Origin of the sequence: Microcoleus sp. K1-B1 (assembly GCF_036704705.1) — a bacterium.
Taxonomy (GTDB): domain Bacteria; phylum Cyanobacteriota; class Cyanobacteriia; order Cyanobacteriales; family Microcoleaceae; genus Microcoleus.
The window spans coordinates 71,231-86,901 of record NZ_JAUBSH010000015.1 but is presented as its reverse complement, the minus strand read 5'-3'; the positions used below and the strand labels follow the sequence as shown (position 1 = coordinate 86,901).

The 15,671-nt window shown below is 44.9% G+C and carries 13 protein-coding genes and 1 pseudogene; 8 read left to right on the top strand and 6 right to left on the bottom strand.

Features of this window, described 5'->3' with window-relative positions:
* Positions 1 to 168: 168 nt before the first annotated feature.
* Complete coding sequence (locus QUA83_RS08245) at positions 169 to 972, bottom strand: SDR family oxidoreductase (RefSeq protein WP_333292498.1); 804 nt, start codon at positions 970 to 972, stop codon at positions 169 to 171.
* A gap of 448 nt (positions 973 to 1,420) precedes the next feature.
* Between QUA83_RS08245 and QUA83_RS08240 the strand changes: the two genes are divergently transcribed.
* Complete coding sequence (locus QUA83_RS08240) at positions 1,421 to 2,347, top strand: DMT family transporter (protein WP_333292497.1); 927 nt, start codon at positions 1,421 to 1,423, stop codon at positions 2,345 to 2,347.
* A 163-nt stretch (positions 2,348 to 2,510) separates the two neighbouring features.
* A complete protein-coding gene (locus QUA83_RS08235) occupies positions 2,511 to 3,368 on the top strand; it encodes an Hpt domain-containing protein (protein ID WP_333292496.1) in 858 nt (285 codons plus the stop codon).
* A 111-nt stretch (positions 3,369 to 3,479) separates the two neighbouring features.
* Here QUA83_RS08235 and QUA83_RS08230 read toward each other — a convergent pair whose 3' ends face one another.
* Complete coding sequence (locus QUA83_RS08230) at positions 3,480 to 3,854, bottom strand: hypothetical protein (protein WP_333292495.1); 375 nt, start codon at positions 3,852 to 3,854, stop codon at positions 3,480 to 3,482.
* Between the two features lie 484 nt (positions 3,855 to 4,338).
* On the opposite strand from QUA83_RS08230, the gene QUA83_RS08225 reads away from it, so the two are divergent.
* The 3 genes from QUA83_RS08225 to QUA83_RS08215 all read left to right on the top strand — a co-directional run bounded on the left by QUA83_RS08225 (position 4,339) and on the right by QUA83_RS08215 (position 9,739).
* A complete protein-coding gene (locus QUA83_RS08225; protein WP_333292494.1) occupies positions 4,339 to 6,861 on the top strand; it encodes an ATP-binding protein in 2,523 nt (840 codons plus the stop codon).
* 123 nt (positions 6,862 to 6,984) lie between these two features.
* On the top strand, positions 6,985 to 8,448 hold the full coding sequence (locus QUA83_RS08220) for a CIA30 family protein (protein WP_333292493.1): 1,464 nt from the start codon (positions 6,985 to 6,987) through the stop codon (positions 8,446 to 8,448).
* Between the two features lie 412 nt (positions 8,449 to 8,860).
* The gene (locus QUA83_RS08215) at positions 8,861 to 9,739 is read left to right on the top strand and encodes a sugar ABC transporter permease (protein WP_333292492.1); all 879 of its coding nucleotides are present in this window, start codon (positions 8,861 to 8,863) and stop codon (positions 9,737 to 9,739) included.
* Positions 9,740 to 9,897: 158 nt separating this feature from the next.
* On the opposite strand, the gene QUA83_RS08210 is transcribed toward QUA83_RS08215, so the two are convergent.
* Positions 9,898 to 10,599: a DUF4079 domain-containing protein gene (locus QUA83_RS08210; protein WP_333292491.1), complete on the bottom strand. Its 702-nt coding sequence runs from the start codon at positions 10,597 to 10,599 to the stop codon at positions 9,898 to 9,900.
* Positions 10,600 to 11,148: 549 nt separating this feature from the next.
* Here QUA83_RS08210 and QUA83_RS08205 point away from each other — a divergent pair.
* A pseudogene (locus tag QUA83_RS08205) lies at positions 11,149 to 11,322 on the top strand (winged helix-turn-helix domain-containing protein); the annotation flags it as partial.
* A gap of 93 nt (positions 11,323 to 11,415) precedes the next feature.
* Here QUA83_RS08205 and QUA83_RS08200 read toward each other — a convergent pair.
* Together QUA83_RS08200 and QUA83_RS08195 are read right to left on the bottom strand one after the other, a co-directional pair.
* The gene (locus tag QUA83_RS08200; protein ID WP_333292490.1) at positions 11,416 to 11,838 is read right to left on the bottom strand and encodes a DUF6335 family protein; all 423 of its coding nucleotides are present in this window, start codon (positions 11,836 to 11,838) and stop codon (positions 11,416 to 11,418) included.
* A 239-nt stretch (positions 11,839 to 12,077) separates the two neighbouring features.
* Entirely contained in the window at positions 12,078 to 12,284 is a 207-nt protein-coding gene (locus QUA83_RS08195; RefSeq protein WP_190734170.1) for a hypothetical protein, read from the bottom strand.
* Positions 12,285 to 12,449: 165 nt separating this feature from the next.
* Between QUA83_RS08195 and QUA83_RS08190 the strand changes: the two genes are divergently transcribed.
* Positions 12,450 to 12,863 (top strand): peptide chain release factor 1, encoded by a 414-nt coding sequence (locus tag QUA83_RS08190; RefSeq protein WP_333292489.1) that lies wholly within the window; start codon positions 12,450 to 12,452, stop codon positions 12,861 to 12,863.
* Between the two features lie 250 nt (positions 12,864 to 13,113).
* Here QUA83_RS08190 and QUA83_RS08185 read toward each other — a convergent pair whose 3' ends face one another.
* A complete protein-coding gene (locus QUA83_RS08185; RefSeq protein WP_333292488.1) occupies positions 13,114 to 14,625 on the bottom strand; it encodes an FAD-dependent oxidoreductase in 1,512 nt (503 codons plus the stop codon).
* Positions 14,626 to 14,726: 101 nt separating this feature from the next.
* On the opposite strand from QUA83_RS08185, the gene QUA83_RS08180 reads away from it, so the two are divergent.
* Positions 14,727 to 15,572 carry an ABC transporter permease gene (locus QUA83_RS08180; protein WP_333292487.1) on the top strand — a complete coding sequence of 282 codons (846 nt, stop codon included), beginning with the start codon at positions 14,727 to 14,729 and terminating at the stop codon, positions 15,570 to 15,572.
* Positions 15,573 to 15,671: the final 99 nt, after the last annotated feature.

Here is a 15,671-nt window from a genome sequence, read left to right as displayed (position 1 = left end):
GTTTGTTTGCCATTATAGTGTTGGGGCGGCTTTCACACTGTCTTTCTTTAGTTGTATATATTCAGGTGAACCGACCCCTAGGACTGATGCGCGTTACTAATAATTTGTCTGGTGCTTATGGCGCACCTTACCAATTAGCAATTACCAATTAGCAATTACCAATTAGGATTATAACTTGCCCTTTTCCATTGCCCACTGCATCAAACCGGGAAACAACCGATAAGCTTCAGATGCCAAAAAAGCAGGGCCGACGGTAACTTCTGCACGCTGATTCTTCACAGCATCCCAGATAGCTTTAGCAATATCTTCTGGCTGAGTTGCCCACTCAGATTTCAGCATTTTGCTCATTTGCTGACGGCGCAATTCGACTGCGGGTTCGTCTCGATCGCGAAATTGAGCTCTTTCTAAAAAATCGCTGTTAATCAGGCCCGGATGCACAGCGCAAACGTGAATACCTTGAGGCGCTAATTCCAATCGCAAAGTTTCTGTTAAACCGGTTACTGCATATTTGCTGGCACAATAAGCAGTCATTTGAGGTAAAGGCATTTTGCCACCAATGGAACCAACATTGACTATTGTCCCTGTTTTTCGTTCCAAAAAATGTGGCAACATTTCTTGAATTGTGTTAACGCAGCCCCAAAAATTGGTGTTCATTAATTGCTGCCAGTCTTCGGAGGTAGTGTGCTCGATCGCCCCCGTGAGACAAATGCCAGCATTGTTAACTAAAACATCGATGTTGCCGCAGGCATCTAGGGCTTTTTGGACGATCGCGCGCACTTGATGAATATCGCCAACATCCCCCGGAATAGCTACAGCGGAAGTGCCTTCTCGCTGCACTTGAGCCGCTGCTGCTGCCAATCTCTCTGGCTGGCGAGCTACCATAACTACATCGTAACCTTTACTTGCAAATAAAATTGCTGTTGCTTTGCCGCTTCCTTGAGAAGCGCCTGTAATCAAAACTGTAGGAGCCATAGATAGTTATAAATTGTAAGATCAATTCCGGCTGAACCGGAATGAGTGTTGACTGTTGACTGTTGACTGTTGACTGTTGACTGTTTGAATAATACCGATGCAACCGGAAACGAGATGATTCGGACTTGTTTGATGTTGAATTTTGTAGGGCGGGTTCGCAAACAATAATTGCCCGTAATATACAATTTCATAAACCCGCCCTGCCCCTACTATACATTAATATTTCTTGGATATGGGAATTTTTTAAGAATGGCGATCGGTTTTTTTTTAACGAACCACGAAGACGCGAAGGACACGAAGGAAGATAGGAGAAGAGAAGGGAAGAGAAAGTCTTCAGAAAGTGTTCAGCATTATGTGAAAATTGCTATATAAATTTTCCCAATGCCCAATGCCCAATGCCCAATGCCCAATGCCCAATGCCCAATGCCCAATGCCCAATGCCTAAAAAATGAATCTTCCGAAACAAACGCCTAATTGGTCGATCGCCCTAGTGTTAATTATTGGGGTTTTAGCTGTCTCAACTTCATCAATCTTAATTCGGCTGGCTAACTTTTCCGCAGGGGCGGGCGGTTTGGGTTTCAGTCTGGTGCTCGCGGCCTCTCGTCTGACTTTATCTGCTTTAATTCTGCTTCCGGCTTGGCGGAAAATTCAGTGGAACGCCCTGCAACCGGGAACTCGGCGCTATGCTGCTGCTGCGGGTTTGTGTCTCGCCCTGCATTTTGCCCTCTGGATTACCTCACTTTCTTATACTTCGATCGCCGCCTCGACTGCTCTCGTCACGACTAATCCTGTCTGGGTAGCGCTGTTGTCGCGTTTCTGGTTCGGGGAAAAACTCAGCAAAATGTCGATCGCTGGCATTACTATAGCCCTGACTGGGGGAATGGCGATCGCCCTTGGAAGTGCGGGCGCAGCTAATGCTGGCAGCAGCCAACTGCTTGGCGATTTCCTGGCTCTGGCTGGTTCCTGGGCTGTCAGCTTGTATTTGCTGTTGGGCAGGGAAGCTCAGCGGCGGGGACTGGGAATTGGTGGCTATATCGCGATCGCCTATACTGTTGCTGCGATCGTCCTGCTGCCTCTCCCCTTCGCCTTCGGCACTACTTATACTAATTACCCTGACATTGTATATTTTTATATTTTGTTAACAGCCGCTTTGCCTCAGTTAGTCGGCCACACCATTTTGAACTGGGCCGTAGTGCAGATTTCCCCAACTCTGGTAACTCTTGCCATCTTGTTTGAACCGGTTGGGGCGAGTTGGTTGGGTTATTTGGTGTTTGGGGAAGTGCCGGCGCCGGCGGTACTCGCAGGTGCTGCGGTGCTGCTGTTGGGGGTAGCAATCGCTACCGTCGGAGCAAAAAAAATTACTGTCAACAGTTAAGAGTTAACAGTTTTCGACATTGCCACTACAGTTGCAGTGAGTCAGAATAAAACAAATTAGGGCTTAAAAACCCCAATAACTGATCAGTGAAATATCGATTCAAAACTATCAAAGGTCTGACTAATGACTAACAATACTTGGGTGCCTTTAGGAGAATAAAATTATGCTGCCAGAACAACTACAGCGGATCATCGGCTACTTTATCGAAGAAGCCACAGAACAGATCCAAATTATCGAACCAGGCTTGCAAGGTTTGCAAAATACCGTGCCAGATCCCCAAAGAATACACCAGCTCATCCGAGCCTCGCACTCGATTAAAGGGGGAGCAGCTATGCTCGGATTTAGCAGCATTCAGCGCATTGCTCATCGGTTGGAGGATTATTTAAAGCTGCTGAGAGAATGTCCGATCGCCATTGATAGCAGGCTACAATCCCTCTTAACCGAAGTTTTTGATATTTTAGCAGCCCTCGTGTCCAAGGTTTCTAAGGGTTTTGGGCTCAACCACGAAGACGCAAACCAAATGCTCTCCCTCGCCGAACCGGTTTTTGACGAACTCGACGCTTACCTGAGATTGCGAATTCCCACTCGCGTGACTGTGAGAGCTACTACGGACGAACATATTCACGTTTTCTCCGGTTACTGCACCTCCCTGAGCGAATTTTCCTCGGCTATCGCTTCGCGCGTCGGTTTGCTCGGAGGCACTATTACCCGCCACGATCAGGATAGCCAGGGCCTACGCCTTTGTATTGACATTTACCTGCCGCCTTACACCAGGATCGAAAACATCCGCCAAGCTGTCGAACTCTCCGGCGCTATTATCGGGAATGTTCAGACGCAGCGGGACTTTTCGCTGCTGGCGACTGCGGATTATCCGGTTTACCAAAGTGCGATCGAACCTCCCGCAATTTGCATCGGATGCCGCTACTATTACGGCAGAAGCGACGGCGGCTACCTGCTCAACTGCACGATCCATCCCCGCGGCCCGGAAACAGAAGATTGTCGCGATCGCGAACCGGAATAACCCCTGAAAACTCAGCCCTCGGAAGCACGATTTGTCTCCCGAAAAACTCTTCTGAAACCCATATTTTCCCTGATTTTTTTCACATTACCCCCTGCCATTCTTTTTTAGTTTTTAGACAACTAAATCCTTCTTCCTTCTTAAACCTCCCCTAACAACTGATACCGCAACTCTAATTAATTGCATCATGCTTGCAGGATGAGCGATCGCCCAGACATTGATTGTCAGACAAGTGATTGCCATAACTAGCAAGATGTATGTCGGAGGCATTACTACCCCGATCGCAAACCAGGTAAAAACGTGAAATATCATTGCTGTAGCCCAAAGGCTGGCGACAACCACAGACGCCCAAATTTGTATTCGAGGTCGGTTTAGTCCTATCAAAATCGCTGTCTGCAAAGTAGTCAGCAAGTTTGCCGGAACTAAAAAGGCACAGATAGCTATGCAGTAGGTATGAGAAAATTCAGTAACTGTATTGAAGTCGATCATCAGTCTAATTGTCGGGCCTGTTGGGTATACTTAAAGAGCTTAGCGTGACTTTACTTTCAGATCTTGTCACCCTTACCTTAACTTAATATTTCAGTAAGTAGGCCGCTCTGGAGACGCATTTCTCTCCCCCTTTTCCAGCAGGCAAAATTTTACCACAACTATTAAAGTTTTGGGAAATTATTAAACCTTCTTGAAAAATGCCAAAAATTGCTATGATAATTAACATCGGGGATCGATAGTAGAGAAGAGCAAAGTCGGTAAAAATTATATAAGGCTGAGGCTGCTAAAACAGCAACACATACGGCAGGCTGATTTTCTAACATTTTTGATGCGCTGATTCTCGGATGATTGATTTTCAGCATCCGTCCAGGGATAGAGCCGTTATGCGATCGAACAATATGAGATTACTATGGAAAAGCCACTTTGCTCTCCAATCTCCAATCATTAGAACCCTCTCGACATTTTACAGCGGAAGACAAAGAAAATGGATCTACAAATCACAATTCCCGCACTCGAAGAAGTTGACTTGACAAACTGCGACAGAGAACCCATTCACATATCGGGGCACATTCAGCCACACGGGGTGCTACTTGTTGTACGAGAACCTGAACTAGAAATACTGCAAGTCAGCGAAAATACGCAAGATTTGTTAGGAGTAGAGCCGGAAAGTGCGATCGGTCGAAATTTGAGCTTATTCTTCAATCGAGTTCAACTCAAAAAACTCAAGCTTTGTTTGTGTAATGAAAACTTAAAAACCGTTAATCCCATTAAACTCTCTGTCATAAACAAAGGTAAATATTTAGAATTTGACTGCATCCTCCACCGAGTAGACGAAGTATTGATGGTCGAGTTGGAATTAGCCACAAACCCAGAAAATCTTTCTGTTTTCAGTTTTTATCATTCAGTGAGAGCCACTATCAGCAAAATTCAAAGCGCCAAAAATCTCAAGGAATTATCTCAAATAACTGTAGAAGAAGTCAGAAAAATATCTGGTTTTGATAGAGTCATGGTCTATCAATTTGACCACGAAGGCAACGGCGCTGTAATCGCTGAGGACAAAGCAGAAATGCTGAGTCCTTTCTTAGGATTAAACTACCCAAGTTCAGATATTCCCAAACAAGCCCGACAACTGTATGCGTTAAATTGGCTGAGGTTAATCCCAGATATTAATTATCAACCAGTCCCCCTTGTTTCAGGAAATAATGCTGTCACAACCCAGCCCCTAAACCTGAGTTTCAGCGTATTGAGAAGCGTTTCTCCCATTCACATAGAATACCTGCAAAATATGGGCGTTGCAGCTTCGATGTCAATCTCGTTAATCAAAGACAAAAAACTGTGGGGATTGATTGCTTGCCACAATTATACACCAAAATACCTCAACTATGAATTGCGCGCCGCCTGCGAATTTATCGGGCAAGTAATGTCCTTAGAACTGCAATCAAAAGAAGGAAACGAAGACTACGACTACAAACTACACTTAAAATCCATTCAAACCAAGATTTTTGAAGACATATCCACGTCCGACAACTTGTCAGAAGTGTTAGTTAAATGTCAGCAGAATTTGCTAGAAGCAGTCAACGCCCAGGGAGCCGCAATAGTATTTGGAGACAATTGCTATCAAGTAGGGCAAACACCTCAAGGAGAAGCGCTCAAATACTTAACTAATTGGGTGCAAGAGCATTTAAATAAAGAAATTTTTTATACAGACTCGCTCACCAAATGCTATCCAGAAGCTGAGGAATTTAAAGACACAGCCAGCGGGTGTTTGGCTATAGCAATATCGCCGACGCAGAAAATATACGTTTTGTGGTTTCGCCCGGAAGTAATTAAGACCGTAAATTGGGCGGGCAACCCCAACAAACCAGTTGAAACCGATGAAGATGGCAACCCTCGACTCTCTCCTCGGAAATCCTTCGAGCTGTGGAAAGAAAATGTGAGGTACAAATCGTTGCCTTGGAAACAATGCGAAATAGACGCGGCCTTGGAACTGAAAAAAGCAATGATTAATATAGTGCTGTGTCAAGTCGATAAACTAGAAAAGTTAAATACAGCACTAGAAGAATCAGTCGCCAGGGAACGGGAAAAAACTGCTAATTTAAAAACAGCGATGTCCGAACTTAAGCGGGCGCAAACTCAATTGGTGCAAAGCGAAAGAATGTCTAGTTTGGGACAGTTGGTGGCGGCGGTAGCTTATGAAGTCACTAACCCGATTAACTTCATCTACGGCAATCTTAGCTATGCTAATGAATACAGTCAAAAAATGATCAATTTATTGCATCTTTACGACCAGCACTATCCGTCGCCTTCGCCAGAAATTCAAGCACAAATAGAAGCAGCAGAATTAGAGTTCATAGTTGAAGACTTACCGAAGTTGCTGGGTTCAATGAAAGTAGGAGCTAACCGCATCCGCGAGATAGTTCAATCGCTGCGAAACTTCTCTAGAATTGACGAAGCAGAGATTAAACCAGTTGACATTCACGACGGATTGGACAGCGCTTTGCTGATTTTGAGCAACCGACTCAAACCGAAGCCCGATCGCCCCGCAATTCATCTCATCAAAGAATATGGCTCTCTGCCTTTGGTTGAGTGTTACGCAGTTCAAATCAACCAAGTATTTATGAATGTATTGGCAAATGCAATTGATGCTCTCGAAGAGGCCTTTGTCAACAATAATTTATCCTCGCACGGCGGGGACAAAGAACAGCCAGTTAAGTACGGACAAATTCGGATTGTGACTGAACTTTGTCCGGGAAAAAAAGCCGTAGCAGTTCGGATCAAGGACAACGGTTGGGGCATGGAAGAAAAAGTGCGCCAGAAAATTTTTGAGCCTTTTTTTACCACAAAACAGGTGGGCAAAGGTGCGGGGATAGGTTTGGCGATTAGCCACGAAATTGTGCTAGAACAACACGGTGGCAAATTGACTTGCATTTCTGCCCCCGGAGAGGGAACCGAGTTGATTATTGAGATTCCCTTGAACCAAACTCATCCCACACCCATCGTCAAGTGAAAAAAAGTCCGCGCTAGCGAAGGTATCCCAAAGGCTAGGAAATCGACCAAATTCAAAAATCGAAAATTCGATTAAAATACAAAAGCAGCTAAGTAGATTTGAGCCAATTCAGAGGAAGCTAGTATGACTGAAAAAAAAACCGCCCAATGGGATGCCGGCCGGTTTCTCAAAACCTTGGCTTATTTCGGCGTCATTCCCTTCATTGGCAGCATTAGCTGGCTGCAACAACTCTTTGGAAGCAGCAGCAACACTAAAAAAGAGCAACCCAAACTTATACTGGTAGCCGGTGCCACCGGCGGCGTCGGGAAGCGAGTTGTGAAGCGGCTGCAACAGCGGGGATATAGAGTACGCTGCCTCGTCAGAGATACCAAAAGAGCAACAGAAATTATCGGCAAAAATGTCGAATTAGTCGAAGGAGATATCACTCTGCCAGAAACCCTAACACCGTTAGTAACCGAGGGCATAGAAGCAGTTATCTGCTGCACCGGCACCAAAGTTCAACCAGTAGAAGGAGACACCCCAACCAGGGAAAAATACTATCAAGGCATGAAATTTTATATGCCGGAAGTGGTCGATGTTCCCGAAATAGTCGAATACAAAGGCCTCAATAATTTAGTGCAAGCTGTTCGCCGCCAGCTAATTCAAGCAGGCGAAAAAACAATTTTTGACTTCACAAAACCCAGCCAAGATTTAAAAGAAACTTGGGGTGCCCTCGACGACATCGTAATGGGCGGCACCAGCGAAAGTTCGATCGTACTTACAGACAATACAGCTATCTTCACAGGCAATGTTTCTACTGCCAACTCGGGCGGCTTTGCTTCGGTGCGTACCCGCAACTTTGATCCTCCGCTTAATCTCGCAGGATGTAGCGGCCTCCAACTACGTGTCAAAGGAGACGGCAAGCGCTACAAATTGATTGTTCGCAGCGAAGCTAAATGGGATGGAATTGGCTATTGCTATTCGTTCGATACTGTTTACAATATCTGGATTACTGTCACTGTTCCCTTTGATGAGTTAATTCCAGTATTCCGCGCCAAAACTGTCAAAGATGGCTCTAAATTTGATGCCAGCAGTATTTTTTCTTTTCAGTTAATGTTGAGCAAGTTTGAATATGATGGCGCGCTCAACCCGAAATTTACACCGGGTATTTTTCAACTGGAGTTAGAATCTATTAAAGCTGATGGGGGACAGACCTTGCCGCGATTTGTGATGGTCAGTTCGGCAGGAGTTACCCGCCCGGGCCGCCCTGGAATTAACTTGGAAGAAGAACCGCCTGCCGTCAGAATGAATGATATGTTGGGGGGGATTTTGACTTGGAAGTTGAAAGGGGAAGATTGCGTGCGATCGAGCGGCATACCTTATACTGTTGTCAGACCTTGCGCTTTGACTGAAGAACCGGGAGGCAAAGCTTTAATATTTGAGCAAGGAGACAATATTAGGGGCAAAGTCAGTCGGGAAGATATTGCAGAATTGTGTGTGCAGGCTTTGGAACAACCTCAAGCTTGCAACGTTACTTTTGAGGTAAAAGAGGGGGAAAATGGCAGTTCTCCCGGAGAGTGGCAGGCTTTGTTTTCTGGAGTTAAATAACTATTGTTTGTAGGGTCGAAGTCTAGATCCCCCCTAACCCCCCTTAATAAGGGGGGGACAAGAAATATTTTCAAGGATTCAGCGCAGGTGTGCCGAATAGCACCCTACAAATGCGAGTTTTATAAATGGTTCCCAGGCTATGCCTGGGAATCAATGTCCAGAGGCTCTGCCTCGCTTGTTAGTAGGAAAATTGGAGGCCGAGCCTCCGGATATGCGTTACCAGGCAGAGCCTGTTAACGAGTAAAATGCGAGTTTTATAAATGGTTCCCAGGCTATGCCTGGGAATCAATGTCCAGAGGCTCTGCCTCGCTTGTTAGTAGGAAAATTGGAGGCCGAGCCTCCGGATATGCGTTACCAGGCAGAGCCTGTTAACGAGTAAAATAACTAATAACCAATAACTAATAATTAATTTATGTCTGTGACTTTTTCTCGACGCTATTTGACGCCTTATTTCTTTTTGCTACCGGCTTTATTTATTTTGAGTTTGACTGTTTTGTGGCCGGCGGTGCAAGCTTTTTATTTGAGTTTTACCAACTACGAATATGATTTAACTCAAATGCCGCAGTGGGTGGGGTTGAAGAATTTTGAGAGGTTGTGGGGCGATCGCACATTTTGGCAAACTTTGACGAATACGCTGCTGTATCTCACCTGCGTTGTGCCTGTATTGGTTGTTTTACCGTTGGGAATGGCGATTTTGTGCAACCAAAAACTTAAGGGGATGAACTGGTTTCGAGCCGCATACTACACGCCGGCGGTGATTTCAATGGTTGTCGCCGGGATTGCTTGGAAGTGGCTGTTTGCTGAGACTGGACTGCTGAATCAGTTAGGGGAATTGTTGGGTTTACCTCCTGTTTCTTGGCTGGCTAATCCGAAGTTAGCAATCTTTAGCGTCATGGCGGTTACTATCTGGAAAGGATTGGGCTATTACATGGTGATTTATTTGGCAGGGCTGCAAGCTATTCCGGCAGAGCTTTATGAGGCGGCTGCTATTGATGGTTCTGATGGTTTGGGAAAGCATTGGGATATTACTGTGCCACTGATGAAGCCTTATTTAGTTTTGGTAGCGGTAATTTCTGCGATTTCTGCTACTAAGGTTTTTGAAGAAGTTTATATTATGACTCAGGGCGGGCCGCGCAATAGTTCTAAGACTGTTGTTTATTATCTTTACGAACGGGCTTTTAAGGATTTGGAAATTGGCTATGCTTGTACGATCGGGCTGGTTTTGTTTTTGCTAATTTTGGGTTTGTCGATTTTGCAAGTTAGCCTTCAGGGTTTGACTCGCAATGATTAAGATTTATGAATAATTAGAACTGACGCAATCGGAGCTTCATAAACTCGGTTTCTCGTTCTCACTCCTGTTGATACGAGGACTTTGTTAAATTCAGAAACCGGGTTTATTGCTCTAATTTCTACTAATTTTAGACGGGAATCTCGAAGTAATGCGATCGCTCACGGTTTTGGGCAGGTCTTATTGGTGAAATCACAGGTATAAATATAGGGTTTCTGCCAGTTTAGAGGAATTTCTAATAAATCCCTGGTTCCGGTCATTCCCTGTCCCAGAAAGAGCAGCACAGCGATCGAGTTCAAGATCACATGGATAGTGCGCCAGCGATTTGAGCGGTCTTTGTAAATGTCTTCAATGATGGCAAGGGAGAAAACCATAATTAGCGCAGCGGCGATGCCAATGTAGTAGTGAGACCAATACCATTCATTGGTTCGCCGATAAACGCCATCTTGAGTGCCAAGAATTACCAAACCCGTACCTGTTAGGGTCGCAAATATGCCGCGCCATAAAGCGGGTGTCGCTCGATATAGCATGACCAAAGAGGCGACAGTTGCAACAAACATCAGCACAATGAAAATGACCTGAAACGAGTTTTTGCTCCAAACATCCTTGCTCAAAATATGCTCAAAAATCGGGTAGGCTAGACCCAACAAGGTCACTCCTACTACAGAACCTGACAGAATTCGACCTGCTTTGACGTGTTCTGGACCGACTACAGGTGGAATTTTGCTCTTGATGTCGATCGTAATTTGCTTGCGACGCTGCATAGTTTGCCACGCCATATTGAGAACAATACCAAGCATAGGAAAAACAATCGCTACAGCTAAAATAGGATGCAGCAAAGCCAGAAAATCTTTAAATTCCATAGATCAGCTTTTTGTTGAAGAGGGTTGGCTTCATCAACCCGGTTTTTGCGATACATAATATCATACCCGGTGATCTAAGCACAGGAATTTGCTAGTCAGGACTAATAGTGATTATTCACCCCCATATAGAGGGCTAAAGTCCTGACTACCAACACGCTTTATGAGGGGTAATTCACCGGAGATGTTGAGCAATAAGAAGATATAGCAGTTGTCAGTTGGGTGAGCTACAGGTTTCTCAATTAGGCAATTAAGCAATTACTTTGTTCTCAGGGAAATGAAAACTGCTGGCGGTAATGTCAGTGCCGATTAGCAACTAATTCCCTGCATCACGTTGAGCCTATATGTTACTGGCTTTTCAGTATTGAAGAACTCCTAGCGAGAGTGAAAGCACGTCTGCACCGAACTCAACCAAATGACCCGGATAAGTTATAATTTGAAGAGATAATATTAAACGGTTTAACCCGTGAACTATATCGAGGCAGTCAACTAATTGAACTCACTGCCAAAGAGTTGAATTAGTTAGAATTTAGGCTGTAAAATCCCCGTCAAGTCATTACCCGCGACCGGATTTTAGAAAAAGTTTGGGGTTACGATTTTAGGGGCGAGTCAAACATTATTGAAGTGTATATTCGTGCGTTACGGATTAAGTTAGAAGCAAGTAACTCAAAACGCCGGCTGCATACTGTTCGGGGATTTGGATATGTGTTGCGAGAGCAAAAGTGATGAGGGGCGGATTTACAAATACTTGGGATATGAAGTATGGATACTGGTGAACCCGCTCCTATTATACTACCTATTTTTGGGTGAAAAATATACCTAAAAATCCGGTCGTTCCTGATAATCTTCCGCAGAACTAGGGTCTAATTCCCAGCGACTTTCATCTCGATGTTCAAGCATATTTGTTGTGTGCAAAATAGCCCCATCGGGCATTTCTATGCCCGCAGCGGCTCCGAGTTCGTCAACCATATCCAGGTCGGGAGTAGGCGCGGTTCCACCCACCGATTGCTCGCCAGTGGCACTTTCTTGTTCCGCAGCCGGATCACCATCTTCGCCACCGATTTGGGAACTGGCCGAAGAGTATTCCGAACTGCTGTCCTGCAGGGTTGTTATGTCGTCTTGGGTCACTCCCGGTTGATCAATTACGCCGGTACCGTAAGATTCGGTAATTTCTTGAGGCAATTCGCCCACATTATCGCGTTCTGTTGTTTTTTGTGTGTTGCGTTTTTTTTGCTGTGCCACGATACTTACTCCTGTTTGTTTTTGAACTCAATTAAATTAAAAATGTCTGAATTTGGCTTGCTCTGAATAGTTTTTAGTAATGGCTTATCGCTATAATTAAGTGATATTATAAATTGCTATTTAAGCTTTTAGCTTCTATCTCAGGAAATATATGGATTTTGAGCAGCTATTTCATTGGGAATACAAAAAGCGATCGCCCGTTTGAAAAGGGCGATCGCTTTTTAATAGGGAGGCTAATTCTATTCTGGAAAATCAGGAATTACCCATTTGGGGGGTTCCATCCGTTTCCTTCTCACCGCTTCCTCTGCTATTTCTAGCATTTTATCCAGAGAAGTATTTTCAATAAAGTTGGATGTTGCTTCTGCGTATTCCCGCTTCGGGCACTTGTCGCCCAGAACGCAGCCATTGACGCAAGCTACAGCACAATCGACAGTGTTCTCCACCATAACTTTTTTCCTTTCACGGTTCCAACAACTAATAGGCAGGTACTCTGGGTGAATTTGTCAAGAGACTGCTCTATATCTTTATTTTACTTCACAAATTGTCATCAAAGGTCGATCGCCAGGGCAAAACTGTTATAAAATCAAAGCAACCTACCTAATCTGCCGATCGTGAGCAATTTTCTGCGGCGCTTAAAACTTTTACCTTGGCGAGAAATGCTGCAAATTTCCGCCCTCGTCAACTGCATCGTGGTTGGATTGGAGTTATTTTTAGTGTGGGGCTTGATTCAGTCGGAAGTATTCGGGAAGGTCTTTACGCTTCTCTTCGGTTCCTCGCTGGGGATATTGATACCTTTCGCTATCGCATTGGGAATTGGGGCTTTAGCGGTTTACTTTTTAGAGTATTGGCAGCAGCAATTTTTGCTGAACCGAGTGAGTTTGTGGGTTTTAGTTTTGTGCCTACTCCTGGGTTTGCTGTTAAAGTCATTCCTGCCCATACCTGCTTCTTTAGCCAGTTTATCAGAAACTGCACTAATAGGAGTTACGGTGGGAGTTTTTTGGAAGGGCCGTCCTTATTGGCGATAGTCAAGCGATTTTAGATTGTAGATTTTAGATTTTAGATTGGCCATGACTGATGAGGCTCGTGGTTTCGAGCTTGTCTAAAGTCGCATTCTTTTTTGAAGATAGTATCATTAGTCATTGGTCATTGGTTATTAGTCTATATGTAGGGTGCGCCGGGCCGCGCACCTTACCGCTTCAAGCAAGAAATTCCGTCTTCCTTCTTCCTTCCATCCGTTAAATCCCGTACACTGCTCGTTGCCCAACTTCCTTCTTATTATGGCAGCCAAAAATCAGGAATGAATGTTTTAGTCAAACTGCGTGTAAACTGATTAATCTTTCTCCCGATTTGAATGTGCGGTTCGTCAGCTTCCACGGGAATAATTGCCGCTTTGTTCCCGATTCCGAAACGCGAAATCACCAAATTGGCCGCCTCCAAACCAGTAACATAAGCCTTTTCCTGCGACCAAGAACCGTGGCGGGTCACAACCCAATCGCCGCTCATAAATACATTATCATAACTTGTTACCGCAGGCAACAAATACTGATAGCTGCCAGGGGCAAAATGCGTCACCGCCCGCGACAGCCGAATCGCGCTGCTGTCAATTACTTTTGCCTCCCGAAAAGCGGGAATACAAGTGGCTAAATCCCGCTGAACTAAGGAAACAATTTCCTCATCTTTCAGGGGAATTAATTGATTTGCGTGATAAAAGTCAGCTTCGACAACTGTTCCCGGTTCGTCTCGAAATTCGTCGTGCAAAGCATTCAAATCAAAAAACGTCCAACCAGTAGTTGAACTAAATCCAAAACAGGCATTAGAAGGCAGCGGGATGTCAATTTTTCGGTCAAACCACAGGCGAACAGCTAACACGTCAACTGCACCCAAATTCATCGCGTCCCGAAACTCTTGGCGACTTTGCAAAGCTGGGCTGCTGCTGATAATTTTTTGCATTCCCGTGATGCCAACTGCAAAAATAACTGCATCTGCATCGAAGGTTTCTTCGCCGCAAACAACGCCTGTGGCTCGGTTGTTGCTGTCAAGTATTAAATCAGTAACTCGCCGCTGAGTCAATACTTTTGCACCGAGTTTTTCAATGCGTTCGACCCAGGGACGAAAGATTTTTTCTCCGACTGTGCCGCGACACCAAACTACATCAAAATCCGGTTGGTGTGCTAATATAAAATAATAAAGCATTCCCAAAGCTGCGGCAGCAGAACATTGTTCTCCTGGTGCAAATAAACCTACTAATAACATCGGTTCAAAAGCATCGCGGTACAGTCTTGCAGAAACGCCAAACTGTTTGAATAGTTCGCGGGCGGTGACGCGATCGTACCTGCGCCAAGCTTCGTCGGAATTGTCGAAATCTAGGACGGCGTAGAGTAAGGGTAAGGCTGAAAGCCGATCGACTAATGGCAGCCTTTTAAATCTGGTGTAAAGAAAGGTTCCTAACGGTGTGGGAAGGCGCGGTTCGTCCTGAAAAATCGGCGATTCTACTTCCAATCCCGCCGGTGAATACTGACAAGAACGAGTCCAAGGCGTGAACGGATCGAGTCCTAATTTCTTGACTAAGGAAAAGATATTTTGGTAGGGATACCAGAAGCCATGAATCCCAGCTTCTACGGAACGCCCGCCGGCGGTTTTCCACCCTGCAACTAAGCCACCCGGATAAGGGCCTGCTTCTAACAAAGTTACGTCATAGCCTTGCTGGGCTAGGTGATAGGTAGCGCCTAAACCGGCCCATCCTGCACCGACGACGACTATTTTGGGGGTTGACGATTCTGCTGACATTGCGTACCTCTTGATAATTTATTAATGATGACATAATTCATAAAATGCGGATTTGATATAAAATGTGTTGCATTATGTGCTAAATTTCGCTTGAGTAAATAATGAGTGTCAAAAACCGCCAGCAGACTAACCTGTTGCTGCTCTTATTTCCCGCTACGGCATGGCTGATGGTTTTCTTCATTTTGCCAGTGCTAATTGTACTGTTGTACAGTTTCTTAGAACGCGGTACTTACGGCGGCGTTACTTGGGTATTTACTCTCAGCAACTACCAGCGTTTGTTCAGTGGACTTTTTTTAGGAGTAATTGGGCGATCGCTCTGGCTGGCTTTTCTAACAACAGCCACTTGCTTGTTAATTGGCTATCCCCTAGCATTCTTCATCGCGACTCGTTCTCCTCGCTGGCGAAATGCTTTGCTTTTGCTGGTAATTATTCCATTTTGGACTAATTTTTTAGTGAGAACCTACGCCTGGATCATACTGCTGCGTAGCGAAGGAGTAGTTAACACAGCCTTGCAAAGCTTGCAAATTATTAGCGAACCGTTAAACTTGCTTTTTACGCCTTTCGCTGTGGCGATCGGTCTTATTTACGGCTATTTACCTTTCATGGTTCTGCCTTTATATTCTAGCATAGAACGCTTCAATTTTTCATTGGTAGAAGCCGCTCACGATTTAGGGGCAAATGATATTCGCACTTTCTGGCGCGTATTTTTACCATTAACAACTCGCGGTATAGTTGCAGGCTCGATTTTAGTTTTTGTTCCCGCTGTCGGCGCTTTCATCACACCGGATATATTGGGTGGTTCTAAAACAGTTATGGTAGGAAATTTGATTCAAAATCAGTTTATGAAAGCCCGCGATTGGCCTTTTGGTTCGGCGCTTTCTATGCTGTTGACGGTAATCATATTGATTCCGGTTTTAATTTACTTCCGCGTATCTGATGAAACTTAAACAGGTAGATTGAGATTTACAGTTGGGTGGGGGCGGGTTTATGAGATTATTGCTCTTAGGCACAGATTGTCTTTAAAACCCGCCGCTACAGGCAAACCT